Origin of the sequence: Bradyrhizobium guangxiense (genome assembly GCF_004114915.1) — a bacterium.
Classification (GTDB): domain Bacteria; phylum Pseudomonadota; class Alphaproteobacteria; order Rhizobiales; family Xanthobacteraceae; genus Bradyrhizobium; species Bradyrhizobium guangxiense.
In genome coordinates this window covers 5,868,663-5,893,597 of record NZ_CP022219.1, presented here as the reverse complement: position 1 = coordinate 5,893,597, position 24,935 = coordinate 5,868,663, and the positions used below count along the sequence as shown (strand labels likewise).

General features: G+C 64.4%; 22 protein-coding genes. 12 read left to right on the top strand and 10 right to left on the bottom strand.

The genetic code is table 11. The annotated features are described in order from the left end of the window. Positions 1 to 123: 123 nt before the first annotated feature. The 4 genes from X268_RS28270 to X268_RS28255 form a co-directional block, all read right to left on the bottom strand. The gene (locus X268_RS28270) at positions 124 to 1,266 is read right to left on the bottom strand and encodes an OpgC domain-containing protein (RefSeq protein WP_128927965.1); all 1,143 of its coding nucleotides are present in this window, start codon (positions 1,264 to 1,266) and stop codon (positions 124 to 126) included. 178 nt (positions 1,267 to 1,444) lie between these two features. After that, entirely contained in the window at positions 1,445 to 1,900 is a 456-nt protein-coding gene (locus X268_RS28265) for a hypothetical protein (protein ID WP_164937969.1), read from the bottom strand. A 92-nt stretch (positions 1,901 to 1,992) separates the two neighbouring features. Continuing rightward, positions 1,993 to 2,364: an ElaB/YgaM/YqjD family protein gene (locus X268_RS28260; protein ID WP_164937968.1), complete on the bottom strand. Its 372-nt coding sequence runs from the start codon at positions 2,362 to 2,364 to the stop codon at positions 1,993 to 1,995. A gap of 77 nt (positions 2,365 to 2,441) precedes the next feature. After that, positions 2,442 to 3,554: an AI-2E family transporter gene (locus tag X268_RS28255; protein ID WP_164937967.1), complete on the bottom strand. Its 1,113-nt coding sequence runs from the start codon at positions 3,552 to 3,554 to the stop codon at positions 2,442 to 2,444. Positions 3,555 to 3,763: 209 nt separating this feature from the next. On the opposite strand from X268_RS28255, the gene X268_RS28250 reads away from it, so the two are divergent. Next, on the top strand, positions 3,764 to 4,537 hold the full coding sequence (locus X268_RS28250) for a L,D-transpeptidase (protein ID WP_128927962.1): 774 nt from the start codon (positions 3,764 to 3,766) through the stop codon (positions 4,535 to 4,537). 17 nt (positions 4,538 to 4,554) lie between these two features. Beyond that, on the top strand, positions 4,555 to 5,205 hold the full coding sequence (locus tag X268_RS28245; RefSeq protein ID WP_128927961.1) for a DUF2865 domain-containing protein: 651 nt from the start codon (positions 4,555 to 4,557) through the stop codon (positions 5,203 to 5,205). 106 nt (positions 5,206 to 5,311) lie between these two features. Here the strand turns inward: X268_RS28245 and X268_RS28240 are convergent, their stop codons facing one another. Both X268_RS28240 and X268_RS28235 read right to left on the bottom strand, forming a co-directional pair. Next, positions 5,312 to 7,405, bottom strand: coding sequence for a methyl-accepting chemotaxis protein (locus tag X268_RS28240; RefSeq protein WP_128927960.1), 2,094 nt, complete (start codon positions 7,403 to 7,405; stop codon positions 5,312 to 5,314). Between the two features lie 199 nt (positions 7,406 to 7,604). Beyond that, positions 7,605 to 9,698 carry a methyl-accepting chemotaxis protein gene (locus X268_RS28235; RefSeq protein WP_128927959.1) on the bottom strand — a complete coding sequence of 698 codons (2,094 nt, stop codon included), beginning with the start codon at positions 9,696 to 9,698 and terminating at the stop codon, positions 7,605 to 7,607. Positions 9,699 to 9,968: 270 nt separating this feature from the next. Between X268_RS28235 and X268_RS28230 the strand changes: the two genes are divergently transcribed. Further along, positions 9,969 to 10,124 carry a Thivi_2564 family membrane protein gene (locus tag X268_RS28230; RefSeq protein WP_063694217.1) on the top strand — a complete coding sequence of 52 codons (156 nt, stop codon included), beginning with the start codon at positions 9,969 to 9,971 and terminating at the stop codon, positions 10,122 to 10,124. 147 nt (positions 10,125 to 10,271) lie between these two features. On the opposite strand, the gene X268_RS28225 is transcribed toward X268_RS28230, so the two are convergent. The 4 genes from X268_RS28225 to cysD all read right to left on the bottom strand — a co-directional run bounded on the left by X268_RS28225 (position 10,272) and on the right by cysD (position 15,940). Further along, positions 10,272 to 10,472 carry a CsbD family protein gene (locus X268_RS28225; protein ID WP_164718867.1) on the bottom strand — a complete coding sequence of 67 codons (201 nt, stop codon included), beginning with the start codon at positions 10,470 to 10,472 and terminating at the stop codon, positions 10,272 to 10,274. A 178-nt stretch (positions 10,473 to 10,650) separates the two neighbouring features. Next, positions 10,651 to 12,816: a malate synthase G gene (locus tag X268_RS28220; protein WP_128927958.1), complete on the bottom strand. Its 2,166-nt coding sequence runs from the start codon at positions 12,814 to 12,816 to the stop codon at positions 10,651 to 10,653. A 396-nt stretch (positions 12,817 to 13,212) separates the two neighbouring features. After that, entirely contained in the window at positions 13,213 to 15,126 is a 1,914-nt protein-coding gene (cysC, locus tag X268_RS28215; protein WP_128927957.1) for an adenylyl-sulfate kinase, read from the bottom strand. 19 nt (positions 15,127 to 15,145) lie between these two features. Next, positions 15,146 to 15,940: a sulfate adenylyltransferase subunit CysD gene (gene cysD / locus X268_RS28210; RefSeq protein ID WP_128927956.1), complete on the bottom strand. Its 795-nt coding sequence runs from the start codon at positions 15,938 to 15,940 to the stop codon at positions 15,146 to 15,148. A 244-nt stretch (positions 15,941 to 16,184) separates the two neighbouring features. Here cysD and cysG point away from each other — a divergent pair, with 244 nt between their 5' ends. The 9 genes from cysG to X268_RS28165 all read left to right on the top strand — a co-directional run bounded on the left by cysG (position 16,185) and on the right by X268_RS28165 (position 24,777). After that, positions 16,185 to 17,621 (top strand): siroheme synthase CysG, encoded by a 1,437-nt coding sequence (gene cysG, locus X268_RS28205; protein ID WP_128927955.1) that lies wholly within the window; start codon positions 16,185 to 16,187, stop codon positions 17,619 to 17,621. Beyond that, a complete protein-coding gene (locus tag X268_RS28200) occupies positions 17,618 to 17,935 on the top strand; it encodes a DUF2849 domain-containing protein (protein WP_128927954.1) in 318 nt (105 codons plus the stop codon). Before cysG ends, X268_RS28200 begins: the two co-directional genes overlap by 4 nt. Before the next feature lie 10 nt (positions 17,936 to 17,945). After that, on the top strand, positions 17,946 to 19,601 hold the full coding sequence (locus tag X268_RS28195; RefSeq protein ID WP_128927953.1) for a nitrite/sulfite reductase: 1,656 nt from the start codon (positions 17,946 to 17,948) through the stop codon (positions 19,599 to 19,601). Then, on the top strand, positions 19,588 to 20,103 hold the full coding sequence (locus X268_RS28190) for a DUF934 domain-containing protein (protein WP_128927952.1): 516 nt from the start codon (positions 19,588 to 19,590) through the stop codon (positions 20,101 to 20,103). The genes X268_RS28195 and X268_RS28190 overlap by 14 nt, the downstream gene beginning before the upstream one ends. 2 nt (positions 20,104 to 20,105) lie before the next feature. Then, positions 20,106 to 20,831, top strand: a complete 726-nt coding sequence (locus tag X268_RS28185; RefSeq protein WP_430648430.1) for a phosphoadenylyl-sulfate reductase — start codon at positions 20,106 to 20,108, stop codon at positions 20,829 to 20,831. A 108-nt stretch (positions 20,832 to 20,939) separates the two neighbouring features. Next, entirely contained in the window at positions 20,940 to 21,953 is a 1,014-nt protein-coding gene (locus X268_RS28180) for a sulfate ABC transporter substrate-binding protein (RefSeq protein ID WP_128927950.1), read from the top strand. A 21-nt stretch (positions 21,954 to 21,974) separates the two neighbouring features. Next, complete coding sequence (cysT, locus tag X268_RS28175) at positions 21,975 to 22,826, top strand: sulfate ABC transporter permease subunit CysT (protein WP_208764397.1); 852 nt, start codon at positions 21,975 to 21,977, stop codon at positions 22,824 to 22,826. 9 nt (positions 22,827 to 22,835) lie between these two features. Beyond that, positions 22,836 to 23,753, top strand: a complete 918-nt coding sequence (gene cysW, locus X268_RS28170; RefSeq protein ID WP_128927949.1) for a sulfate ABC transporter permease subunit CysW — start codon at positions 22,836 to 22,838, stop codon at positions 23,751 to 23,753. Beyond that, positions 23,743 to 24,777, top strand: coding sequence for a sulfate/molybdate ABC transporter ATP-binding protein (locus X268_RS28165; RefSeq protein WP_128927948.1), 1,035 nt, complete (start codon positions 23,743 to 23,745; stop codon positions 24,775 to 24,777). Before cysW ends, X268_RS28165 begins: the two co-directional genes overlap by 11 nt. Positions 24,778 to 24,935: the final 158 nt, after the last annotated feature.

Genomic DNA, 24,935 nt, shown 5'->3' with positions numbered 1-24,935 from the left:
GTGGGGGCCCGGTCGCGCCGCGCTAAAGCATGATCCGGAAAAGTGCGAGGCCGTTTTCCGCAATCATCATGCGCAAACAACCACCCAAAGCGCGATGACGATTCATCTAAATCTCATCGCGCTTTAGGCCTGCTGCCGCAAGGCCGCTGGCAGGTCCTGCCATTTCGACCAGGCGACGTAGTAGGCCACCGCAGTCATCGCCGCGAAGCCGGTGAGGCTGACCACGATCTGCATCACCACCAGATTGGCGCTGGTGAGCAGGATGAGATGACCGGCGAAGGACAGGAACACGCCGACGCAGAACACGGCGAGCCACTCCTCGCCGCATCGGATCACTGCCTGGAGCGGCTTCAATCGCAGGCCGGGATGATTGGCCGGAATCAGATGGGTCGCGAGGAGGGCGAGTGCGAGGAAATGAACCACGCGATAAGGCGCGAGGTTTTCCTTGTCGGTCGGCGCGATGCTGTCGAGCAGAAGGTCCGGCAGGTAAGCGGACAGTGCCGGCGAATGGCGCAGCAAGGTGACGGCCATCGCGAATACCAGATAGCTTCCGGCGAGTATCCGCAGCCAGGGCATGCCGCGCAGCGCGCGCCCTGGCGCGCCGGTCACGGCGAACCAGCCTCCGAGCACCATCAGCATCTGCCAGCACAGCGGATTGAAGGTCCATTCCTGGTCCGGAGAGACGCGAAAATTCCAGTCGAACCAGCGCGCGGCAAGATAGAGCGCGACCGATGCCGCCAGTGTCACGTTCGGCCACCGCAACAGGCCCCACAGGGCGAACGGAAAAAAGGCCATCAGCGGAATCATCAATTGCAGGAGATCGAGGTTCAGCGGCTCCTCCTGAAGCACGAGGCCTCGGATCAGGATGCGCAGCGGGTGCTCGAGTATCCCCGAGATGTTGTATTCATTGATGATTTCCGGCGCCATCGACTGTGAGGCGACGTAGGCGATGGTGTCGATGTAAATCACGAACAGCACGACATAGGCGGCGTAGAGCCGCCAGACGCGGCGGAAGATGCGCGTTGCGGCGACGAGGTAGCCGCGCTCCAGCGCGATCCGGCCGTGGATGATTGCGACGCCATAGCCCACCACGAACACAAACAGGTCGGCGGCGCCGCTGAAGCCAAAGTTGCGTAGCGTCAGCAGGTTGACGACGTTGTTCGGGATATGGTCGACGAAAACCGACCAGTTGGCGATGCCGAGCGTCAAATACAGCCTGGCGTCGTGATGGAATGCGGCAAGGTTCGCCTGGACGGATGGTTTCATTGCAAAAATGACTTTTGGAATCAGGGGCGACGCTTTTAGCGGCATCCTCCTGCCCATCCGAGTAGCGTTTGCGTGAGTGGAGGCCTGATGCTCGAAAATTGCCGCAAGGCCAGCCGGCGACAGCCGCCGCGCGTCTGCGCTTGTCGTGGGACGAAATTTTCTGAATGCGACCCCGTGCTTACTCGGCCGGTTCGGCCGATACCTCGTCGGACACGCCGGCGCGGCTCGCCATGATGCCTAGCGCGACACCGCCGATCGCCAGGATCGGCAACAGCCGCTTGACCCCGATGGCGCGAACGATCTGGAGCCCGGTGGCGAGCAGCATGGGGTCGGCGAGCATGCTCGAGGCGGCCGACTTGGCGGCGCGCTCCGCTGCGATCTGGGCCTGCTTGCGCAGCTGTCGCTTGTAGGCCCAGTAGCTCACGGCTGCGGCCAGGGTCAGCAGGAAGAAAACACCGGCACCGGCGAGGCAGGCTTGCACCGGACCATACTTATTGAGCACGGAAATGAATGCCGCCGCGCACAGGAAGCACGTGGTGATGAATAGCGCCAATGCCGCGCCTGCGGCCAGCGAGGTCAGCCGCACAGTCGTGCCGGTGGATGCACTGATCCCATCGATGATGCGCTGAAACATGGCCTTGCTCCTCAATCCCCACAAGCCGAATCGTCCACAAGCCGGCACCGGCAGCGCGGTCGCGCCGCCGTCTCACGGTCCGATCGCGTTTTCTACCGGCGCCAGGCGGCGCCGATCAGAAAGCCGATCCCGAGCGCGAGCCCGACGGTCGCGAGCGGCCGCTGCGTGATCGCGTCTTCGAGCGTTTCCTCGATCGATCCATAGGCCTCCTGGGCCGCATCCATCATCGCGCTGCCGCGCTCCGACATGTCGTCCATTGCGGTGTCCATGTTCTCGCGCGCCTGGCGGTAGCCGCGGCGGGCCTGCTTGCTGGTGGAATTGGCAAAGGTGTTGAGCGCGTCGGTGATCTGGTCGGTGAGGGCGGCGATATCGCTTTTCACGGCTGCTACATCCTTCTCGAGGCGTTCTCGGGTGGCTTTGTCGGTCCAGTCTCTCATCCCGGTTTCGGTATTGGTCGTGGACATCAGGAGCTCCGGACTGTTGACGGTGAGATAGCCGGGAAACGTTTCGCCATCAGGGAAGTTCCGTTCGCGGAAACCGGTCAGTCCTGCGGAAGCTGCGGCGAATCCGCCGGCAGCAGATGCTCCTTGAGGATCAGCGCGACGATCAGGAGTGGTGACGACAGAAACGCGCCCATCGGGCCCCACATCCAGGTCCAGAACGCCAGCGCAAGCAGGACTGCAAGTGCATTCAGCGCCAGCCGCCTGCCGATGATGGTCGGGGTGATGAAGTGCCCTTCCAGAAAGGTGAGGCCGCCGAAGGCGAGTGCTGCCATCAGGCCGCCGCTGATGGTCGGAAAGGCAACCAACCCGACCACGACGAGCACAGCGAACATCGCGACCGGCCCGATGATCGGGATGAAGTTGAGGGTTGCTGCGAGCGCGCCGAGGCCGGCCGGATTGGGCATGCCCGTGAGCGCGCAGATGAAGCCGGTGGCGACACCGACGCCGACATTGATGAGCGTCACAGTCAGGAGATAATTGCCGAGATGCTCCTCGATCTCGTTGAGAATCCGCAGCGTGCGGAGCCGCGCGTCACGATCGCCGAAGTTCATGATCAGGGCGCGCCGCAGGTCGCGCCAGCTGGCGATGAACAGGATCAGGGTGACGAAGAACAGCAGAAATTCGGTGAAGGTCGGTGACAGGAATTCCAGTGTCGGCTGCACCCATTCGACTTTGGGCATCTGGAAACTCGGCACCCCTTCCGAACCGCCGAGCATGGCTTGCGTCTCCCGCCACAGCGCAAGCGGCCGGTCGAACACGTGCAGCTTGTCCCTGAGTTGCGCGCCGAGCTCCGGCAAGCGCGTGCTCCACGTCATCACCGGCGAGGCGATCAGGGCCACAACGAAGGCGACCACCGCCGTTCCAGTAACCACTATTAGGACGGCACCGACCGCCCGCGGGACTTTGTACCGCTCCAGAAAGCCCGCCGCCGGCGACAGCATCGTGCCGGTAACGAAGGCCATCACCACGGGGAGGAAGAAGGCCCGGCCGACGTAGAGCACGGTCACGACCGCAATCAGCAACAAGCCAGCGAGCGCGAAGGCGACGAATTCGGTGCGGCGGATGACCGGCGGCAACTCGGAATGGCTGTCGGGAAGCGGGTCGCCTTCGCTGCTACCGGGAATTAGACGTTCACTGGGAAGGACGCGCACGATCTCTCTCCCACACGGAAGCCTCGATCCGCGTGCCCGGCAACGAGCTGATAATGCGCGAGCAGGGCGCCGGTTCCATCGCGGCTTCGTGAAGATGGGCTCTCTTGACTGTGACAAGGCTGCCGCGCGCCGCCCCGGAACTACGAACGCCCTCGCGGAGTTCTCTGGCAAGCGCATCACCCTGATGCACACATTCCACGGGGCAGCACATGACAAGATTCTCTGCAGTCCGTCGCAGCTTCTCGCCGCGGGCCATCACCGCATTCGTCTTCGCGACCGCTCTGTTCGCGCTGCCGCTCGGCGGCGCGAGCGCGCAGACGTTCGGCTATGCGCCAATGCAGCCGCAGGCTTACCCGCAGGATCAGGGCTACACGCAGGGCTACGCAAATGAGGCGCCGCAGGCGGCAGACGAGGATGCCCAACTGCCCGATCGCCTGCGCAAGCAGATCGTCGCCTTCGATCGCAGCGAGCCGGCCGGCACCATCGTGATCGATACCAACAACACCTATCTCTACTACGTGCTCGGCAACGGCCGTGCCATCCGCTATGGCGTCGGCGTCGGCCGCGAAGGCTTCACCTGGTCCGGCGTGCAGAGCATCAGCCGCAAGGCGGAGTGGCCGGACTGGCATCCGCCGGCCGAAATGATCGCGCGCCAGCCCTATCTGCCGCGCTTCGTCGCTGGCGGACCCGGCAACCCGCTCGGCGCGCGTGCGATGTATCTCGGCTCCAGCGAATACCGCATTCACGGCACCAACGATCCCTCTACGATCGGCAAGTTCGTCTCCTCCGGCTGCATCCGCATGACCAACGAGGACGTCATCGACCTGTTCGGCCGCGTCAATGTCGGCGCCAAGGTTGTGGTGCTGCCGAAGAATGCTCCGCTGATGGCCAGGGGCGGTGATCCCATGCGCAAGCGTCCGGCCGTAACGACGCTGCCCACGGGGCGGCAGGCGCTGAATGCTTCGACGTCAGCCCTGAACTAGGAGTTCAATGAGGTCACATGGGTAAAGGCTCGATCGGCAAACTGCCCGTTGGCGCGGCGGCAATGCTCGCCGTTGTTGTCTTCGGTCTCGCGCTGACGCCGTCGGCGCATGCGGAAGATTTCTTCTCGGCGCTGTTCGGCGCGTTTGGAGCACGACCTCCACAAGTCCGGATGCCGTTCCCCAATGACGACATGCCGCGCTACGACGTGCCGCGCCAGCGGGCCACCTATGGCGGCGGCACCGCCTATTGCGTACGCGGCTGCGATGGCCGCTACTTCCCGGCGCAAGGCAATGATGCCGAGAGCAAGGCTCAATCCTGCAAGAGCTTCTGCCCGGCTTCCGAGACGTCGCTGGTCTATGGGAGCAATATCGACGACGCCACGACGGAGAATGGAAAGTCCTATTCCGACCTGCCGAACGCATTCCGCTATCGCAACGAGATCGTCGCAGGCTGCACCTGCAACGGCAAGGATCCGGCCGGGCTCGCGCAGGTCAAGGTCGAGGACGATCCGACCTTGCGCAAGGGCGACATCGTCGCCGGCGCCAACGGCCTCGTGGTCGCCAGCCGCAATGCCAATGATCGCCGTGGCGTCGCGATGAACTTTTCACCTTTGCCGGATTCGGTGCGCGCCAAGTTCCGCCAGATGCCGGTGGTGGCGAAGGAGTAGGGGCGGACGTTGGCTGAGTTGCCGCGCTGGCAGCCGCACGAAGGCTGTCGTCCCGGATCAGCGCCCGCTTGTCCGCGACGACATCGATCGTGTTGCGTTGCGTGCCCTACGCCGCGCGAATCTTCCCCAGGAAGTCGCTGACCTCCTGGCCCAGCTGGCGGCTCTGGGTCTCCAGTGTCTCCGACGCCTGCTTGACGTTGTCCGCGGCACCGGCGGCGGTGTCGGCATCGGCCTTCACACCGGTGATGTTGTCCGAGACGTTCTTGGTGCCCTGCGCCGCGTATTGTGTGCTGCGGGTGATCTCCTGAGTCGCTGCGCCCTGTTCCTGCACGGCGGCGGCAATCGCGGTGGCGACTTCGTTGACCTCGCCGATGATGCCACCGATTGCCTGGATCGCGTTGATGGCATCGCCTGCGACCCTCTGGATGTCGGAGATCTGGTCGGAGATCTCCTCGGTGGCCTTGGCAGTCTGGCTCGCCAATGACTTCACCTCGGAGGCGACCACAGCAAAGCCGCGGCCGGCTTCGCCGGCGCGTGCCGCCTCGATCGTGGCATTCAGCGCCAGCAGGTTGGTCTGTGCCGCAATGGTGTTGATCAGGCCCACGACCTCGCCGATGCGTCCGGCCGATTGCGCCAGCCCTTGCACGGTGCTGTCGGTTTCTCGCGCCTGATTGACGGCCCGGCTGGCGATACCTGCCGCATGGGCGGCCTGCTGGCTGATGTCGTTGATCGAGGCGGAGAGCTCCTCGGCGGCTGCCGCGACGCTCTCGACGCTCGCCGACGCCTCGTGCGACGCCTTGCCGGCGATCTCGGCGCGTTCATTGGTCTGGCGCGAAACCGCGGACAGGTCACCGGAGGTCTTGCGCATTTCGCCGGAAGCCTCGCTCAGCTCGCCCAGCGACTTGCGCACGACGCCTTCGAACTCGCCGACATAGGCCTCCATGGCGCGCTGGCGCGCCGCGGCACCGGCGTTGCGCTCGCGCTCCTGCTCCTCGATCTTGAGCTTGTCGATCGCCTGCTGCTTGAAGGTCTCCAGCGCACCCGCAAGCGAGCCGATCTCGTCATGACGGTCGAGATAGCCGCTGTCGACGGTGAGATCGCCGCCGGCGACCTCGAGCATGGCGTCGCGGATCCGGTGCAGCGGCGTGATCACGCGGCGGCTGACCGCCAGCATGGCGGCGCCGGTCAGGACGATCGCGGCGACGAGCAGGGCGGTATTGACGATCAGTAGTTGCACCGCGGCCGCGCGCTGGGCGGCAGAGTGGTCCTTGGCCGCCTCGAGCGCGGCGTCAGCGAGCTTGATCGCGCTCGCCATGCGGCCCACCGAGTAGGGGCTCCACTGGTTCGCGGTCATCGACGGTTTTTCGCCCTTGGCGACCGCGGCAATGATGCCGTCGCGCGTGGTGGCGTATTGCGGGTCGAAATAAACCGCTTTGGCGTCCGCCATCGCCGCGGCGAGCGCCGGCGGTAGTTGCATGCCGACCGTGGCGAGTTCGATCGCATTCCAGGCGGTATCGGTGCCGCCAACGAATTTGGTATAGGCGAGTTGAAGCTCCGGCGTGATCTTGCCAGTGCCGAGCGCGTTTCCGACGATCAGCGAAGACTCGCCGGCACTCAGGCGCAAGAGCCAGGCCATTTGCTTGATCATCAGGAACTGGTCGATGATGGCGTCCTGATGATTGACGCTGGCGCCGAGCATCGGCGCCAGCTTTTCGAGGATCGCCATCAACCCATCCTCGGCGTCGGTATATTCCTTGGCGAGTGCTGCGCGGCGCGAAGCCTTGGGCTTGGCGACCTCTGTCCAGAATTCTTCCTGCTTCTCAAGCAGCAGCCTGTTCAGCCGACTGAGGTCGGACACCATCGCCTCGCCCTGCGGCAAGTCGATGGAGGGAAGAATCTCGATGCCGCGCGCCAGTGCCGGCATCAGGATGTCGCGGATTCCGCGGATATATCTTTCAATGTCCTGGTCCAACTGGACATCGGAGGTGAGCTGACGGTTGCTGGTCGAGCGGTCGGCCCGAATGTTGGCCATCGCCTTGAACACTTCGGCCGAGGCGGCCGAAACCGCGACGATCCGGTTGGCTTGCTGAAGCCGGCCCCATGAGCTCCATGCGCTGATTGAGAAACCGACGACGACGATGAGTGCGGTGGAGAGGATCACCGCCTTCAGCAGCGTGGATACGGTCAAGCGGTTGAGCATCGGAGACCCCAAGGGTATGCGTTTCGAGTTCGTGGCCCTGAACGGCAGCCCCACGACTTCGAACACCAAGGGATGCACGCAACAGATGCGCCCGCCGGTGGCGAGCGCATGAGCGGCATTTGGCCCGAAAAGGGTAAAAACTTCGGCAGTGCTCCTGCCGTAAAATCACGGGCCGGCGGCGCCCCCTCTCGGTCCGCCTCTACGCCGCGCGGATCTTGCCGAGGAAGTCGCTGACTTCCTGGCCGAGCTGGCGGCTCTGGGTCTCAAGCGTCTCGGAGGCCTGCTTCACATTGTCGGCGGCCGCAGCGGCCGCATCGGCATCGGCTTTGACGCCGGTCATGTTGTCCGCGACGTTCTTGGTGCCCTGGGCCGCATATTGGGTGCTGCGGGTGATCTCCTGGGTCGCCGCGCCCTGCTCCTGCACGGCAGCGGCAATCGCGGTCGCCACCTCGTTCACTTCGCCGATGATGCCGCCGATGGTCTGGATCGCATTGATGGCATCGCCCGCGACTTTCTGGATATCGGCGATCTGCTCGGAGATTTCCTCGGTCGCCTTCGCGGTCTGGCTTGCCAGCGACTTCACCTCGGAGGCGACCACGGCAAAGCCGCGGCCGGCCTCGCCGGCGCGCGCCGCTTCGATCGTGGCGTTGAGCGCGAGCAGATTGGTCTGCGCCGCGATGGTGTTGATGAGGCCGACGACCTCGCCGATACGCCCCGCCGATTTCGCCAGGCCCTGCACGGTGCCGTCAGTCTCGCGCGCCTGGGTGACGGCGCGGCCGGCGATGCCCGCGGCATGCGCGGCCTGCTGGCTGATGTCGTTGATCGAGGCCGAGAGCTCTTCGGCGGCCGCGGCCACGCTGTCGACGCTCATCGAGGCGTCGTTGGAGGCCTTGCCGGCGACCTGCACGCGGTCGTTGGTCTGACGCGACACGGCGGAGAGGTCACCCGAGGTCTTGCGCATTTCACCGGATGCCTCGTTCAACTCGCCCAGCGTCTTGCGCACCGCGCCCTCGAACTCGCCGACATAGGCCTCGACGGCGCGCTGGCGCGCGGCAGCGCCTGCGTTGCGCTCGCGCTCATGCTGTTCGATCTTGAGCTTGTCGGTCGCCTGCTGCTTGAAGGTTTCCAGCGCACCGGCAAGCGCGCCGATCTCATCCTGGCGATTGAGATAGCCGCTGTCGACGGCAAGGTCACCGCCGGCGACCTTCAGCATGGCGTCGCGGATGGTGGTGAGCGGCGTGATGACGCGGCGGCTGACCAGCGTGATTGCGCCTGCCGCGAGTCCGATGGCAAGCACGAGCAGTCCAAGCTGCATGATCAGCGCGCGTTGCGCTGCGGAGCGTTGCTGCAGCGTGTGGTCCTTGGCGGCATCGAGTGCGGCTTCCGCCACCGCGACCGCGCTGGACAGGCGGCCGACGGTGAGCGGGCTCCACTGGTTGGCCGTCATCTCGGCCTTCTCGCCCTTGACCAGCGTGTCAGCGAGACGGTCTCGCAGGGTCAGATATTGCGGCTCGAAATAGGCCGTTTTGGCCGTAGCCAGGGCGGAGGTGAGCGCGGGCGGCAACTGCATGCCTGAGGCTGCCAATTCCAGCGCCTTCCACATCGCCGAGGTGCCGCCGACATACTGGGTGTAGTTGTTGCGGGCTTCGGGTGTGATTTTGCCGGCGGCAAGACCGGTCGAGACGATCAGCGAAGCTTCGCCCGCGGTGTTGCGGAGCAGCCAGGCGTTCTGCTTGATCGACAGCAATTGGTCGATCTCGGCGTCCTGGTGATTGACGGTGGCGGCCAGGACGTTCGACAGCTTGTCGAGCGTTTCGAGCAGGCCACCCGTCGTCTCCATATATTGCTTGGGTAGGCCGGCCTGGCGCTGATCCTTGGGCTTGGCCATATCCGCCCAGAACTGTTTCTGCTCTTCCGTCAGCAGCTTATGGAGGCGCGCCAGCTCCGGCACCAGCGTGCCCGATTGCAGGAAGTCCATGGCCGGCAGCAGCTCCAGTGCGCGTGCCATTGCGGGCATCTCGGTGTCGCGGATTGCGCGCAGATATTTCTCGATTTCGGCGTCCATCGGCTCTGCCGAGTTGAGCAGCCGCGTCGTGGTCGAGCGGTCGGTGCGTAGGCTGTGCATCGCCTTGAACAAATCGGCGGAGGCATCGGCGATCTGGGAGATGCGGCTGGCGGTTTTGAGGCGATCCCAGGACTCGTAGGCGGTGAGCGAGAGTGCGAGCACCACGCAAGCCGACGTGATCGCAATTACCGCCTTCAGCAGCGTGGACACGGTCAAACGGTTCAGCATTGAAGTCCCCCAAATTCCAATTCGCAAACTCAAAAGGACGCCCGGCAACATCAACAAACGGGGGCGCGGCAGATCGGCAATCGCATGCCGTTTGCGGCTCAGAGCGCAAACGGCGCTCGCATCTGAAAGGAAAAGGGTAAAATTTTAGGCAGATCAGCGGATCGTAGAAGTACGGAATTACTAGAAGTTGCAACGGGTTGCTTCAATGGAACCAGCGCGGGCGACGGGCGTTAGGAGAGTGATCGCCATTTGCCTGAAGGGGGTCTCGCGATGCTGGTGGGCGTGCTCGTCACTTTTCTCGTCATTATTCTCGTCCTTTATCTCATCAACATGTTGCCGATGGACGGCCGCGCCAAGCAGATCGCGCGCGTGATAGTCATCATCATCGGCATCGTGTCGTTGTTGAAATATCTCGCGGTGTTCTAGCGGCGGTCACGTAGTGGGTAGCCCGGATGGAGCGCAGCGAAATCCGGGACTTGCCGTAGGCGATACTCGCGGATTGCGCTTCGCTTCATCCGGGCTACGATAATCAGCAAAAAGCCCCGGCTTTCGCCGGGGCATTTTCGTGCCGCTTCAGTGCAGCGACTTGAGCCAGTCGTCGACGTCCTGACGAACCTGGTCCTTGGCCTTGCCGTAGCGTTCCTGGAGCCGGCCCTCGAGCTGCTCGCGACGGCCCTCGATCAAGCTGAGGTCGTCGTCAGTGAGCTTGCCCCATTTCTCCTTGGCCGATCCCTTGAACTGCTTCCAGTTTCCTTCGATCCGATTCCAGTCCATGACCATCTCCCGTTGGTTGATGGCCCGACAACGCGAGGCACACGCAGGCTGTTCCGTGACATGGCGCGACGTTTCGCCCAATAAAAAAGCCCCGGCGAGGCCGGGACTTTTGATGTTCCTGTGATTTCGCTCAGCCGAGCGCCTTGTTATCCAAGAGCCTTTTTATCCAAGAGCCTTTTTATCCAAGAGCCTTGGCCTCGCGGCGGCGCGCGGTGAGGATGTATTCGGTGTAGCCGTTCGGCTGCTCGCGCCCCTTGAAGATGAGGTCACAGGCGGCCTTGAAGGCGACACCGTCGAAGGCGGGCGCCATCGGCTTGTAGATGGGATCGCCGGCGTTCTGCTTGTCGACCACGACGGCCATGCGCTTCAGCGATTCCATCACCTGCGCCTCGGTGATGACGCCCTGGTGCAGCCAGTTGGCGAGATGCTGGCTGGAGATGCGCAGGGTGGCGCGGTCTTCCATCAGGCCGACATCGTGGATGTCGGGCACCTTGGAGCAGCCGACGCCCTGATCGATCCAACGCACCACATAGCCGAGGATACCCTGACAGTTGTTGTCGATCTCCTGCTTGACGTCATCAGGGGCCCAGTTCGACTTCGACACCGGAATGGTGAGGATGTCCGAGAGCTTTGCGCGCGCTCCGCCCTTGGTGAGCTCGTCCTGGCGCGCGATCACGTTGACCTGGTGGTAATGCAGGGCATGCAGCGTCGCGGCGGTCGGTGAGGGCACCCAGGCGGTGGTGGCGCCGGCCTGCGGATGGCCAAGCTTCTGCGCCAGCATGTCCGCCATCTTGTCCGGCGCGGCCCACATGCCCTTGCCGATCTGGGCGTGGCCGGGCAGGCCACAGGTCAGGCCCATGTCGACGTTCCAGTCCTCATAGGCCTTGATCCAGGCCTGTGCCTTCATCTCGTTCTTGCGGATCATCGGGCCCGCTTCCATCGAGGTGTGGATCTCGTCGCCGGTGCGGTCGAGGAAGCCGGTGTTGATGAACATGATGCGCTTGGAGGCGCGCTGGATGCAGGCCTTGAGGTTGACGGTGGTGCGCCGCTCCTCGTCCATGATGCCGACCTTGAGCGTGTTCTCGGGCAGCGAGAGCATCTTCTCGACGCGGTCGAAGATCTCGCAGGTGAGCGACACTTCGTCGGGACCGTGCATCTTCGGCTTGACGATATAGGCCGATCCCGTGCGGCTGTTCTTGACCTTGGAGTTGCCCTTGAGGTCGTGAATGGCGAGCAGGCCGGAGACGGCGGCATCCAGCAGGCCCTCCGGAATCTCCTCGCCCTTTTCGTCCAGCACCGCGTCGGTGAACATGTGGTGACCGCAATTGCGCATCAACAGCAGGCTGCGGCCGTGCAGCTTGAGCTCGCCCTTGCCATCCGGGGTCTTGTAGCTGCGATCGGCGTTGAGCGAGCGCGTCAGCGTCTTGCCGCCCTTCTCGAAATCGGCCGACAGCGTGCCGTTCATCAGGCCGAGCGTGTTGCGGTAGACCAGCACCTTGTCCTCGGCATCGACCGCGGCGACGGAGTCTTCCATGTCGAGAATGGTCGAGACCGCGGCCTCCATGATCATGTCGGCGACGCCGGCCGGATCGTCCTTGCCGATCGCGCTGTTGCGGTCGATCTTGACCTCGACATGCAGGCCGTTGTTGACGAGCAGCACTGCGCTCGGCGCGGCCGCATCGCCCTGGAAGCCCGCGAACTGCGCGGCGTTCTTCAGCGCGGTGGCATTGCCGCTCTTCAGCTTCACCGCGAGCTGGCCCGCGACGACGCTATAGGCGGTGACGTCGGTGTGGCTGCCGGTTGCGAGTGGCGCGGCGGTATCGAGGAACGCCTTGGCCTTGGCGATCACCTTGTCGCCGCGCGCCTTGTTGTAGCCCTTGCCGCTCTCGGAAGGATCATGCGGAATGGCGTCGGTGCCGTAGAAGGCATCATAGAGCGAGCCCCAGCGCGCATTCGCCGCGTTCAGCGCGTAGCGCGCATTGGTGAGGGGCACGACGAGCTGCGGGCCACAGATCTTGCCGATTTCCTCGTCGACATTGGCAGTCTCGACCTTCTGCGTCGCCGGCTCCGGAACGAGATAGCCGATCTCCTTCAGGAAGGCAGTGTAGGCGTTGAGGTCGAACGCCTTGCCCTTGTTGGCGCGATGCCAGTCGTCGACCTTGACCTGCAGCGTGTCGCGCACGGCGAGCAGCGCGCGGTTCTTCGGCCCCAGATCCCGGATGATGGCGGCAACCCCGGCCCAGAACGCATCCGGTGCGATCCCCGTTTTCGGGGCCGCTTCCGTGGCGATGAAGTCAAACAGAACAGGGGCGATCTTCAATCCGTGGGCGTCGACGCGTTTCATGATGGGCTTTCTTGTTGGAAATGGCTGTTTTTGACTGCTTTTGACCCGTCAGCAGCAAAATGCGCCCACCGGGGGCGGCCTTCGAGATCCTATTAGCCCCAAAACCGGGGCGGTGAGAAGACCTTCATAAGTTGTCAAAATGTCAAGGGAGGGAGGCGGGCTTGGCGCGTGTTACAGGCGATCGAGCCCAACTTTGCGCCACACACACAACTGCGCTCCCTCCCTCCTTGCGGGGAAGGGCGGGAGCGGGGGGGGCCAGGAAAAGGTTCGTATTAGGCGACGGAGCGAAGCGCTATCGCCGATGGAGGGAGTCCCCGTGTGGACCCATTTCCCTAATCCTCCCCCCCAAAGGGGGAGGGAACGCACCGCATGTATGGTGGCAGTGAGTGAACGCGCTTAGATATTCGCGGCGAGGTCCACGGCCTCGTCGAACAGCACGCCTGATGTCTTCAGCATGCGTTCGATCTCGTCGGCGGCCTCAGCGACCGTTCGCTTCGACGTGTCGATCACGAGCTCGGCCGCCTGCGGCGCTTCGTAGTCGTTGCCGATGCCGGTGAACGAGGCCAGCGCGCCGGCGCGCGCCTTCTTGTAATGGCCCTTGGGGTCGCGCTCCTCGCACACGTCGGCGGGGGTCGCGACGTGGATCTCGCGGAAGGTGTCGGCGATGCGACGCGCGGTGGCGCGATCTTCGCGGGCCGGCGAGACGGCGGCGACGATGGCGATGTGGCCGTTACGCGCGAGATGCGTCGCCACTTCCGCGAGGCGGCGGATGTTTTCGCTGCGGTCCGCGGCCGAGAAGCCGAGATCGCTGTTGAGCCCGGCGCGCAGCGTGTCGCCGTCGAGCAGGATCGGCGAGCCGCCATTGCTGAACAGTCGCCGCTCCAGCGCCTTGGCGAGCGTGGACTTGCCGGAGGCCGGCAGGCCGGTGAGCCAGACCACGGCGCCGTTGTGCTGATAGCGCGCCGAGCGTTCGTCGGGACGCAAAGCCGATTCCACCGGCACGATGTCGACGGGGACGGCGCGCTGGCCGGCATCGACCGACAGCACCAGGCCGCCGCCGGCGATGCGTCCGGCGATCTCGATCACCAGACGCCCGGTGCGCGGGTTCTCGTTGTAGGGATCGGTGGCAATCGGATTCGAAAGAGAAATATCGATCTCGCCGACATGGTTGCGGCCGATCGCCTTGTTCTCGCTGCTTTCGAGCTCGCCCGGATCGACCGCCTTCTCGATCGCCACCACGGTGGCGCGGCTTTCCTTCGGCCCGCAGCGAACCAGCAGCTGGTCGCCCTTGGCGAGCGGCTTGTCGTGCAGCCAGAAGATGCGCGCGCGCAGCCGGCGCGTCTCGCGCGGGGCGGTGCCGGCATGCGCGACGATGTCGCCGCGCTCGATGAACAATTCGCGGTCGAGCGTGACGCCGACCGAGCGGCCGGCGCCTTGCCGGCCCGCAACCGGCGTCACTGGCCAGCTTTCGACCGTCTTGATCTTGGCGATCTTGCCGGCCGGCATGATCACGATCTCGTCGCCGGCCTTGAGGCTGCCGGACTCGATGCGGCCCGCCACGATGCGGCGGGCGTCGAACTTGTAGATCGCCTGCACCGGCAGGCGCAACGCCAGCGCTTCCAGCGGGCGTGCCGGCTCGAGCCTGTCAAGCGCCTCGACCACCGTCGGCCCCTTGTACCAGCCAATCCGGTCGGTGCGATCAGCGACGCCGTCACCGTCGCGGGCCGAGATCGGGATCACGGCCGTGGGCGTCACGCCGAGGCCGCTCAGATGTGCGGAAATCTCGTCGCTGATCGCCTTGAAGCGATCGGCGGAAAAGTCGACGCGGTCCATCTTGTTGACGACGATCGCGACCTGCTTCACGCCGAGCAGATGCAGGAGATAGCCGTGCCGCCTGGTCTGGTCGCGCACGCCTTCGAGCGCATCGATGATCAGCACCGCGCCGTCGGCCTGCGAAGCGCCGGTGATCATGTTGCGGAGGAATTCGGCGTGACCGGGCGCGTCGATCAGCACGATGTCGCGCGAATTGGTGCGGAAGCGGATCTGCGTGGTGTCGATGGTGATGCCCTGGTCGCGCTCGGTCTGCAGCGCGTCGAGCAGGAACGACCATTCGAACGGCATGCCGCGCCGTGCGCTGACGGCTTTCAGCATTTCCAGCTTGCCGTCGGGGAGGCTGCCGGTCTCGTGCAAGAGGCGGCCGACCAGCGTCGACTTGCCGTGGTCGACATGGCCGACGATGACGATGCGCACTTGCGGACGGGTGGTGCCGTTCGGCGTTGTGGGCGAGGCAGGCGTGACGAGCATGTTCATAGCCGCATTGCGTCCTTGATCAGAGATAGCCGGCGACGCGCAGGCGCTCGAAGGCGTCCTCGGTCTCGTGGTCGAGCGCGCGCCCCGCGCGCTCCGGCACCTTGGTCTGTTCGAGCTCGATCAGGATCTCGTCGATGCTCGAAGCGGTCGAATTCACGGGATTGGTGATGTCCTGATCGCCCAGCGAGCGGTAGCGTTTGCCGTTCTTGGCGAGATAGAGCGGGATGATCGGGATGTTCTCGCGCTTGGTGTAGGCCCAGATATCGGCCTCGGTCCAATGCAGGATCGGGTGGATGCGTAAGTGAGCACCTTGCGGCGGCGAGGCGTTGAAGTGGTCCCAGAATTCCGGCGGCTGGTCGCGCACGTCCCAATTGCCCTCCAGGCCGCGCGGCGAGAACACGCGCTCCTTGGCGCGGGTTGCTTCCTCGTCGCGGCGGATGCCGGCGATCAGGCCGTCGAAGCCATACTTGGCGAGCGCCATCTTCAGGCCCTCGGTCTTGCGCGCGGCGGAGCGGGCGGCCGGCGGCAATGTCGGATCGACGGCATCGATGGGCGGGCAGGGCTCGACGCGCAGATCGAGATCCCACTCCTTGCCGTAGTGATCGCGGAAGCGATACATCTCCGGAAACTTCTTGCCGGTGTCGACGTGAAGGGCCGGGAACGGCATCTTGCCGAAGAAGGCTTTCCGCGCCAGCCAGATCATGACGTTGGAGTCCTTGCCGAGCGACCACAGCAGGGCGATCTTCTTCAGGCGGGCAAAGGCCTCGCGGAAGATGTAAATACTCTGCGCCTCGAGCTGGTCGAGATGGTCCATGCTCGGCGCAACATCAGCAGAAAATTCTTGCTGGCCCGAGCGCGCGATGGAGACTGGGCTGCTCACTCCGACGGCTGCGGAATCGTCCTTGAGAAGATGCATCTCTGCCACTTTGCGTTTGGAGGCGAAAATTCTATAGTTGCGATGCGGAAGAGAAGAAAAAATTTTCTCTTTGCGCGCTAGAAACGACACATATATAGAAAATAATTCCAGTCAACCCCGGATGTGGGGAAGCGAGTATCGCATGCGGTTCTTGCCGGTATTTCTCGATCTCAAGGCCGGGCCGGTGGTTCTCATCGGCACGGGCGAGCTTTTGCGCGCCAAGCTGCGCGTGCTCGCCGCCGCCGGCGCGCGCCTGCGCGTGCATGCGATCGACGGCAATCAGGATCTCGGCCTCGGCTCCGAGGACACGGCGCGCATCGAAATTGCGACGGGCGATCCGTTGACCGTTGACCTTGGCGGCGTCATCGCCGTCGTCTGCGCCGGTGCGGGAGATGTCGGTGTGGCGATGTCGGTCCGCGCCAAGGCGCTCGGCCTGCCCGTCAACGTCATGGACGATCTCGAGCATTCCAGCTTCATCTTTCCGGCGATCGTAGACCGCGGCGACGTCGTGGTGGCGGTGGGCACCGGCGGTACCTCGCCTGTGGTGGCGCGGCGCGTGCGCGAGAAGATCGAGGCGCTGCTGCCGGCGCGCATCGGCGAGCTCGCCGAGTTCATCGGCAGCTTTCGCAAATCGATCAACGAGCGCATCGCCGAGTTTCCGCTGCGCCGCCGCTTCTGGGAGCGGGTGATCGACGGCCCGATCGGCACCGCCGTGCTGGCCGGCCGCAAGGCGGAGGCAGATGCGGCGCTCAAGGCCATTTCAGATCCGACCGACTTCGCACGCGCCGACAAGCCGGAAGGCTCGGTCGCGCTGGTCGGCGCCGGTCCGGGCGATCCCGATCTCCTCACCATCAAGGCGCTGCGCGCATTGCAGGACGCCGACATCGTCTTCCATGACGAGCTGATCTCGCCCGAGATTCTCGACCGCATCCGCCGCGATACCACGCGCGTGGCCGTCGGCCGCCGCGTCGGCAAGCCGGGCATCGGCCAGGACGCCATCAACAAGCGCATGATCGAGGCCGCGCAATCCGGCCAGCGGGTGGTGCGGCTGAAGGGCGGCGATCCCTTCGTGTTCGGACGCGGCGGCGAAGAGATCGAAGCGCTGCGCGCGGCCGGTGTCGTCTATTCGATCATTCCCGGCATCACCGCAGGTCTCGGCGGGGCCGCCGATTTCGAGGTGCCGCTCACCTACCGCCATGAGGCGACCCGCATCACCTTCCTCACCGCCCACAAGGCGCGCGACGCGGAAGTGGTGGACTGGTCGACGCTGACCGACACCAGGATGACCGTCGTCGTCTACATGGGCGTGTCCGCTGCGCCTGCCGTGCGCGCGGGCCTGCTTGCCGCGGGCCGTTCGCCGGAGACGCCGGTCGGTGTGTTCGCCCGCGTCACGCGTCCCGATGCGCAAGGCGCGATAGGCACGCTCCGCGACCTTCCCGAGCTCGCACGGCGGGCCGATGGCGGTCCCGCCATTCTCATCATCGGCGAGGTGGTCCGGCATGCCGCCTCGCTTCGCCGCCAAACGCCCAAGAAAAACTCAGCTCAAATCATCTCTGACCTATTGGATGCAGCCGAATGACCTCCCCGCTTGAACAGAAGAAGATCAAGATCGCCGGCCCCTCGATCGTGACCGCCAACCGGACCTGGGACGGCATCGTGGTCTATCGCACCGCCGTCAAGAGCTGGTCTGCGGACCTGTCGGAAGCTGCGATCGTGCGCAACTCCGACGAGGCCAAAGCGTTGCTTGCGGAGTCCGTCGCCGATGACGTCGGCGCGATCGGTCCCTATATCGCCCCGGTGCAGGTCGGCGCCGACGGCAAGATCGAACCCGGCAACCTGCGCGAACAGATTCGCCGCACCGGTGTGACCATCGGACAGTCGGCCCAGGTTTAAGGCACCTTCTATGTACGCTTACGACGAAATCGACCGCACGCTCGTCAACGAGCGCGTCTCGGAGTTCCGTGATCAGGTGAAGCGGCGTCTCTCCGGCGAGCTTACCGAGGACGAGTTCAAGATTCTGCGTCTGCAGAACGGCGTCTATCTGCAATTGCACGCCTACATGTTCCGCGTCGCCATTCCCTACGGCACGCTGGCGACCAACCAGTTGCGGGCGCTGGCCCATGTCGCGCGCAAATACGATCGCGGCTATGGCCACTTCACCACGCGGCAGAACATCCAGTTCAACTGGATCAAGCTCGCCGAGCTGCCGGACGCGCTGGAAGATCTCGCCAAGGTCGGCATCCATGCGATGCAGACCTCCGGCAACAACATGCGCAACGTCACCTCGGACCAGTGGGCCGGCGTCGCGCCCGGTGAAATCGAGGATCCGCGCATCTGGTCGGAACTGATCCGCCAGCACACCACGCTGCATCCGGAATTCTCGTTCCTGCCGCGCAAGTTCAAGATCGCGATCACCGCGTCCGATCACGACCGCGCCGCGATCAGGATCCACGACATCGGCCTCCGCTTGATCAAGAACGAGAAGGGCGAGACCGGCTTCGAGGTGCTGGTCGGCGGCGGTCTCGGCCGCACGCCGTTCATCGCCAAGACCATCAAGCACTTCGTGCACGGCCGCGATATCCTCAGCTACATCGAGGCCATCCTGCGCGTCTACAACCAGTACGGCCGCCGCGACAACATCTACAAGGCGCGCATCAAGATCCTGGTGCACGAGCTCGGCATCGAGAAGTTTTCGCGCGAGGTCGAGGAGGAGTGGCAGCACATCCGTAACTCTTCGCTCCAGATCGACGACGAGGTGATCGAGGACATCCGCTCGCGCTTCACCTATCCTCTTTACGAGAAGCTGCCGCACATGCCGGACGAGCTGCGGCAGGCTGCGGCCGATCCTGACTTTGAGGCGTGGCGCAAGAATTCGGTAGCCCCCCACAAGGTGCAGGGCTACTCGATCGTCACGATCTCGCTGAAGCCCACCGGCGGGCCTCCGGGCGATGCCACCGCCGAGCAGATGGACGCGCTCGCCGATCTCGCCGACAAATATTCCTTCGGCGAGATCCGCGTCGGCCACGAGCAGAACCTGACGCTGCCGCACGTCGCCAAGCGCGACCTGCCGGCGCTGTGGAAGGCGCTCGACAAGCTCGGACTCGCAACGCCCAACGTCAATCTGATCAGCGACATCATCGCCTGCCCCGGGCTCGACTATTGCTCGCTGGCGAACGCGCGCTCGATCCCGATCGCGCAGGAATTGACCCGGCGCTTCGCCAATCACGAGCTCGCCAATTTGATCGGCCGGCTCCACATCAACATCTCAGGCTGCATCAATGCCTGCGGCCATCACCATGTCGGTCATATCGGCATCCTCGGCGTCGAGAAGAACGGCGAGGAGGTCTATCAGATCACCATCGGCGGCCGCGCCGACGAGAACGCCGCGCTCGGCACCTTGATCGGGCCGGGCGTCAAGTTCGACGAGGTCGCCGACGTCGTCGAGGACATCGTGGAAGCCTATCTGGCGCTGCGCGAGCGGCCCGAAGAGCTGTTCATGGACACCGTGAAGCGCCTCGGCGTCGAACCCTTCAAGGAGCGCGTCTATGCCACTCGTTAAAGGCGGAAAGATCACCGACGACAGCTTTGCCAAGCTCGCCGTCGATACGCCGCTGCCCGAGAGCGGCGACCTCCTGGTGCCGGCCGAGCGCTTCCTTGGCGAAGCCGATGCGCTGCTCAAGCGTTCTGGCAAGGTCGGCGTGATCTGGCCCAACAATCGCGACATCAGCGAGCTCGTGCCGTATCTCGGCAAGATCGTTGCCGTCGCGCTGGTCTTCCCGACCTTCCGCGACGGGCGCGCCTACAGCCAGGCCCGCCTGCTGCGCGAGCGCTACGATTACCGCGCCGAATTGCGCGCCACCGGTCAGGTGCTGCGCGACCAGTTCGTGTTTATGCTGCGCGCCGGCTTCGATGCCTTCGAGGTCAAGAAGCAGGCCGATGCGGAAGCGTTCATGCAGACCGCCAAGCGCTATTCGGTGTTCTACCAGCCGACCGGCGATGGCCGCATCACGGCGCTGCACCGGCGCATGCAGCTGCGTCACTCCGAGGGGGTCGGCACGTGAACATGGTTGCGTCTCAGCTCGCTCCGGTGTCCGTTGCCGCGCTGCCTTCCGCGGAGGAGCTCGATCGGAGCTTGCGCGATGCCTCGCCGGCGGAGATCATCGCTGCAGCGCTGAAGACGGTCGGGCGCGAGAAGCTGGCGCTGGTGTCATCCTTCGGCACGGAATCGGCGACGCTGCTGAAGGTCATGGCCGACGTCGATCCGGCGATCCCGGTGATCTTCCTCGACACGGGATGGCTGTTCGAGGAGACGCTCGCCTATCGGGACACGCTGATCGCAACGCTGGGCCTGAAGGATGTCCGCTCGATCAAGCCGGCCGAGGAGACGCTGTCGCGCCAAGATCCCGATCGCGATCTCTGGTTCTCCGATCCCGATGCTTGCTGTCGCATCCGCAAGGTGGAGCCGCTGGCGCGTGCGCTGAAGCCGTTCTCGGCCTGGCTCAATGGCCGCAAGCGCTTCCAGGGCAATGCGCGCACCGACATTCCCGTCGTCGAGGACGACGGCGCGCGGTTGAAGTTCAACCCGTTCGCCAACGTCTCGCGCGAGGACCTCGAGGCGATTTTCGTCCGCGCCAAATTGCCGCGTCACCCCTTGGTCGCCTCCGGTTTCCGGTCGGTTGGGTGTATGCCTTGCACGAGCAGAACGGCCGAGGGCGAGGATGAACGCGCCGGTCGCTGGCGCGGCCGAGCCAAGACAGAATGCGGCATCCACACGATGAAGACTTCGTAGCACAGTCGCGCTGCGAGCTGGCGAACAAGAAAATCCGGTTCCGTTGACTTAAGAGCGTTTCGCCCCGAGTTATGCCTGCCATCGATGACGCCGATGTCGTCGAGGTGAATGGAGATGGACATGATGCGCCGTATCGTTCCGCTCGTGGCAGGACTGCTCGCAACGGGTGTCTGGGCAAGCTCGGCTCTCGCCGCCGATATCAATCTCTTGAACGTGTCGTACGATCCGACGCGCGAGCTCTATGCCGAGTTCAACAAGGCGTTCGCGAGTGCCTATCAGAAGGAAACCGGCAAGAGCGTCGAGATCAAGCAGTCGCACGGCGGCAGCGGTTCGCAGGCGCGCGCGGTGATCGACGGCTTGCAGGCCGACGTGGTGACGCTGGCGCTCGCCTATGACATCGACGCGATTGCCGGCAAGGGTCTCACGGTGACGGACTGGCAGAAGCGGTTGCCGCAGAATTCATCGCCTTACACCTCGACCATCGTGTTCCTGGTGCGCAAGGGCAATCCCAAGGCCATCAAGGATTGGGACGATTTGATCAAGCCGGGCGTCGCGGTTATCACGCCGAACCCGAAGACATCGGGCGGTGCGCGCTGGAATTACCTCGCAGCGTGGGGCTCTGCGCAGAAGAAGTTCGGCTCGACGGACAAGGCCAAGGACTTCATCGGAAAACTCTACCAGCAGGTGCCGGTGCTCGATACCGGCGCGCGCGGCGCCACCGTGACCTTCGTCGAGCGCGGCGTCGGCGACGTGCTGCTCGCCTGGGAGAACGAGGCGTTCCTGGCGCTGAAGGAGTTCGGGGCGAGCAAGTTCGAGATCGTTGCGCCGCCGCAATCGATTCTGGCCGAGCCGCCCGTCACGATCGTCGACAAGGTTGCCGATAAAAAGGGCACTCGCAACGCCGCCGATGCCTACCTTCAGTATTGGTACACGAAAGAAGGTCAGGAGATCGCCGCGCGCAACTTTTACCGTCCGCGCGATGCCGAGATCGCCAAAAAATATGAAAACGCCTTCGCCAAGGTCGAACTATTTACGATCGACGACGTTTTTGGAGGTTGGACCAAGGCTCAGAAGGAGCATTTTGCCGACGGCGGCGTCTTCGATCAGATCTACAAGAACTGATCGGGCGCTGTCGGAGGGACTATGACAGGGGGCTTGGTGAGCGCGATCGCAGCACGACGCCGGACGTTGCCGGGCTTCGGTCTCACGATGGGACTGACGCTATCCTGGCTGTCCGTCATCATCCTGATTCCGCTCGCCGGGCTGTTCTTGAAGTCGCTCGAGCTCAGCCCCGAACAATTCTGGAATATTCTCTCCAGCCGCCGCACCCTGAACGCCTTGCGCGTCTCCTTCGGCCTCGCTTTCGCGGCAGCCTGCGTCAATCTCGTCATGGGCAGCATCATCGTCTGGGCGCTGGTGCGCTACCGCTTTCCCGGCCGCCGGCTGTTCGACGCCATCGTCGACGTGCCCTTCGCGCTGCCGACCGCGGTTGCGGGCGTCGCACTGACCGCGCTGTTCGCCGAGAAGGGCTGGCTGGGCGCCCCGCTCGCGGCGCTCGGTATCAAGGTCGCGTTCACGCCGGTCGGCATCTTTGTCGCCATGATCTTCATCGGTATTCCGTTTGTGGTGCGCACCGTGCAGCCGGTACTGCAGGATCTCGACCCGGAGATCGAGGAGGCGGCGGGCAGCCTTGGCGCCAGCCGCTGGCAGACCATCATCCGCGTGATCCTACCCTCGCTCGCGCCGGCGCTGCTCACCGGGCTCGCGCTCGCCTTCGCCCGCGCGGTCGGTGAATACGGCTCGGTGATCTTCATTGCCGGCAATCTGCCCAACGTGTCCGAGATCGCGCCGCTGTTGATCGTGATCCGGCTCTCCGAGTTCCGCTATGCCGACGCCACCGCCATCGCGGTGGTCATGCTCGTCGTCTCCTTCGTCATCATCTTGGCCGTCAACCGGCTCCAGCGCTGGGCGCAGAGCCGGATACCAGCGCGTTGAGGGCGGACCATGACGATGCAGATCGCAGATACCGTGTCGCTCTCGGTCTCCGATGCCAAGGCCCGGGCGCGTGCGCGTGCGGCGGCAGCGCGCGATAACCTTCGCACCGAGCCGCGCGCGGTGCGCATTGTCATCATTGCGCTGGCGGTGATCTTTCTCACCATGTTCGTCGTGCTGCCACTCGTCGTCGTGTTCGCGCAGGCGTTTTCGCACGGCATCCTCGCCTATTTGGCCGCGCTCGCCGAGCCGGAGGCGCTGGCGGCAATCAGGCTGACGTTGCTGGTCGCCGCGATTTCAGTGGGCCTCAATCTCGTGTTCGGCCTCGTCGCCGCCTGGGCCATCGCCAAGTTTGATTTCCCGGGCAAGACCTTCCTGATCACGCTGATCGCCCTGCCGTTCTCGGTGAGCCCGGTGATCTCGGGCCTCGTCTTCGTGCTGCTGTTCGGCGCACAGGGCTATTTCGGCAGCTGGCTGCGCGACCACGACATCCAGATCCTGTTCGCGGTGCCCGGCATCGCGCTCGCCACCACCTTCGTGACCTTCCCGTTCGTGGCGCGCGCGTTGATCCCCCTGATGCAGGAGCAGGGTACGCAGGAGGAGGAGGCCGCGATCTCGCTCGGCGCCTCGGGTCTTCAGACCTTCTTCCGCGTCACCTTGCCCAACATCAAGTGGGGCGTGCTCTATGGCGTTCTGCTCTGCAACGCGCGTGCGATGGGCGAATTCGGCGCGGTCTCCGTCGTGTCCGGCCATATCCGCGGCGAGACCAACACCATGCCGCTGTTGGTCGAGATCCTCTACAACGAATACCATTTCGTCGCCGCCTTCGCGATTGCCTCGCTACTCGCAATGCTGGCGCTAATCACGCTGATCGCCAAGACAATTCTCGAACGGCACCTCGACGAAGGACAAGACGTCAATGACCATTGAAGTCAGGAATCTCGTCAAGACGTTCGGCAGCTTCAAAGCCCTCGACGGCGTCGATCTCAAGGTCGATAACGGCGAGCTGGTGGCGCTGCTCGGGCCGTCCGGATCGGGAAAGACCACGCTGCTCAGGATCATCGCTGGCCTCGACTGGCCCGACTCCGGTGAGGTCTACATCAACGGCGAGGATGCGCTCGCGCAAGGTGCGCGCGAGCGGCATGTCGGCTTCGTGTTCCAGCACTATGCGCTGTTCCGACACATGACGGTGTTCGAGAACGTCGCCTTCGGTCTGCGCGTGCAGCCGCGCGCCGTTCGGAAGGATGAGGCCACCATCCGTGCGCGCGTGAAAGAGCTGCTCGACCTCGTCCAGCTCGACTGGCTTTCCGACCGCTATCCGAGCCAGCTCTCCGGCGGCCAACGCCAGCGCATCGCGCTCGCCCGCGCGCTGGCGATCGAGCCGCGCATCCTGCTGCTCGAGGAGCCGTTCGGTGCGCTCGATGCCAAGGTGCGGAAAGAACTGCGGAAGTGGCTGCGTTCGCTGCACCACGAGATCAACGTGACCTCGATCTTCGTCACCCACGACCAGGAGGAGGCGCTGGAAGTCGCCAACCGCGTCGTGGTGATGGACAAGGGCAGGATCGAGCAGATCGGCTCGCCGGATGACGTCTATGAGAGCCCGGCCAGCGCGTTCGTCCACGGCTTCATCGGCGAATCCATCGAGTTGCCGGTCCAGGTCGAAGGCGGTGTCATCAGGCTCGGCGACCGGCCGCTCGCCCTCGCGGCGGACGGGCTTGCGCCTGGCGCGTCAAAACTGTTCGTGCGGCGACATGACATGCTGGTCGGCCCGCCCGGCAGCGGCGCCTTCGAGGGCGCCGTGCAGCACGTCCGCAATTTCGGTCCCGTGCAGCGGGCCGAGGTCGCGCTGTCAGGCGGCAAGACCATCGAGATCGACGCCCCCCGCGACAAGGAACTGCGCATCGGCGACACGATCGGCCTCAAACCGCGCCGTTACCGGATCTTTGCGGGATAAGCCACCGTCATTCGGCATGGTCCAAAGGACCAGACCCGGAATCTCGTGATTCCGGGTTCGATGCTGCGTACTGCCCCGGAATGACGGCTCAAATTTTCCTCAAAATTCACCTTTCAGCCACGGTTGGTATGCAACAACGGCCCCTCATTCGGGGGCAC

Excerpts from the sequence above, each read along its gene's own strand:
- X268_RS28270 (WP_128927965.1), bottom strand. The coding sequence starts at position 1,266 with ATGAAACCATCCGTCCAGGCGAACCTTGCCGCATTCCATCACGACGCC.
- X268_RS28265 (WP_164937969.1), bottom strand. The coding sequence starts at position 1,900 with ATGTTTCAGCGCATCATCGATGGGATCAGTGCATCCACCGGCACGACT.
- X268_RS28260 (WP_164937968.1), bottom strand. The coding sequence starts at position 2,364 with ATGTCCACGACCAATACCGAAACCGGGATGAGAGACTGGACCGACAAA.
- X268_RS28250 (WP_128927962.1), top strand. The coding sequence starts at position 3,764 with ATGACAAGATTCTCTGCAGTCCGTCGCAGCTTCTCGCCGCGGGCCATC.
- X268_RS28245 (WP_128927961.1), top strand. The coding sequence starts at position 4,555 with ATGGGTAAAGGCTCGATCGGCAAACTGCCCGTTGGCGCGGCGGCAATG.
- X268_RS28240 (WP_128927960.1), bottom strand. The coding sequence starts at position 7,405 with ATGCTCAACCGCTTGACCGTATCCACGCTGCTGAAGGCGGTGATCCTC.
- X268_RS28235 (WP_128927959.1), bottom strand. The coding sequence starts at position 9,698 with ATGCTGAACCGTTTGACCGTGTCCACGCTGCTGAAGGCGGTAATTGCG.
- X268_RS28230 (WP_063694217.1), top strand. The coding sequence starts at position 9,969 with ATGCTGGTGGGCGTGCTCGTCACTTTTCTCGTCATTATTCTCGTCCTT.
- X268_RS28225 (WP_164718867.1), bottom strand. The coding sequence starts at position 10,472 with ATGGACTGGAATCGGATCGAAGGAAACTGGAAGCAGTTCAAGGGATCG.
- X268_RS28220 (WP_128927958.1), bottom strand. The coding sequence starts at position 12,816 with ATGAAACGCGTCGACGCCCACGGATTGAAGATCGCCCCTGTTCTGTTT.
- cysC (WP_128927957.1), bottom strand. The coding sequence starts at position 15,126 with ATGAACATGCTCGTCACGCCTGCCTCGCCCACAACGCCGAACGGCACC.
- cysD (WP_128927956.1), bottom strand. The coding sequence starts at position 15,940 with ATGGACCATCTCGACCAGCTCGAGGCGCAGAGTATTTACATCTTCCGC.
- cysG (WP_128927955.1), top strand. The coding sequence starts at position 16,185 with ATGCGGTTCTTGCCGGTATTTCTCGATCTCAAGGCCGGGCCGGTGGTT.
- X268_RS28200 (WP_128927954.1), top strand. The coding sequence starts at position 17,618 with ATGACCTCCCCGCTTGAACAGAAGAAGATCAAGATCGCCGGCCCCTCG.
- X268_RS28195 (WP_128927953.1), top strand. The coding sequence starts at position 17,946 with ATGTACGCTTACGACGAAATCGACCGCACGCTCGTCAACGAGCGCGTC.
- X268_RS28190 (WP_128927952.1), top strand. The coding sequence starts at position 19,588 with ATGCCACTCGTTAAAGGCGGAAAGATCACCGACGACAGCTTTGCCAAG.
- X268_RS28185 (WP_430648430.1), top strand. The coding sequence starts at position 20,106 with ATGGTTGCGTCTCAGCTCGCTCCGGTGTCCGTTGCCGCGCTGCCTTCC.
- X268_RS28180 (WP_128927950.1), top strand. The coding sequence starts at position 20,940 with ATGGAGATGGACATGATGCGCCGTATCGTTCCGCTCGTGGCAGGACTG.
- cysT (WP_208764397.1), top strand. The coding sequence starts at position 21,975 with ATGACAGGGGGCTTGGTGAGCGCGATCGCAGCACGACGCCGGACGTTG.
- cysW (WP_128927949.1), top strand. The coding sequence starts at position 22,836 with ATGACGATGCAGATCGCAGATACCGTGTCGCTCTCGGTCTCCGATGCC.
- X268_RS28165 (WP_128927948.1), top strand. The coding sequence starts at position 23,743 with ATGACCATTGAAGTCAGGAATCTCGTCAAGACGTTCGGCAGCTTCAAA.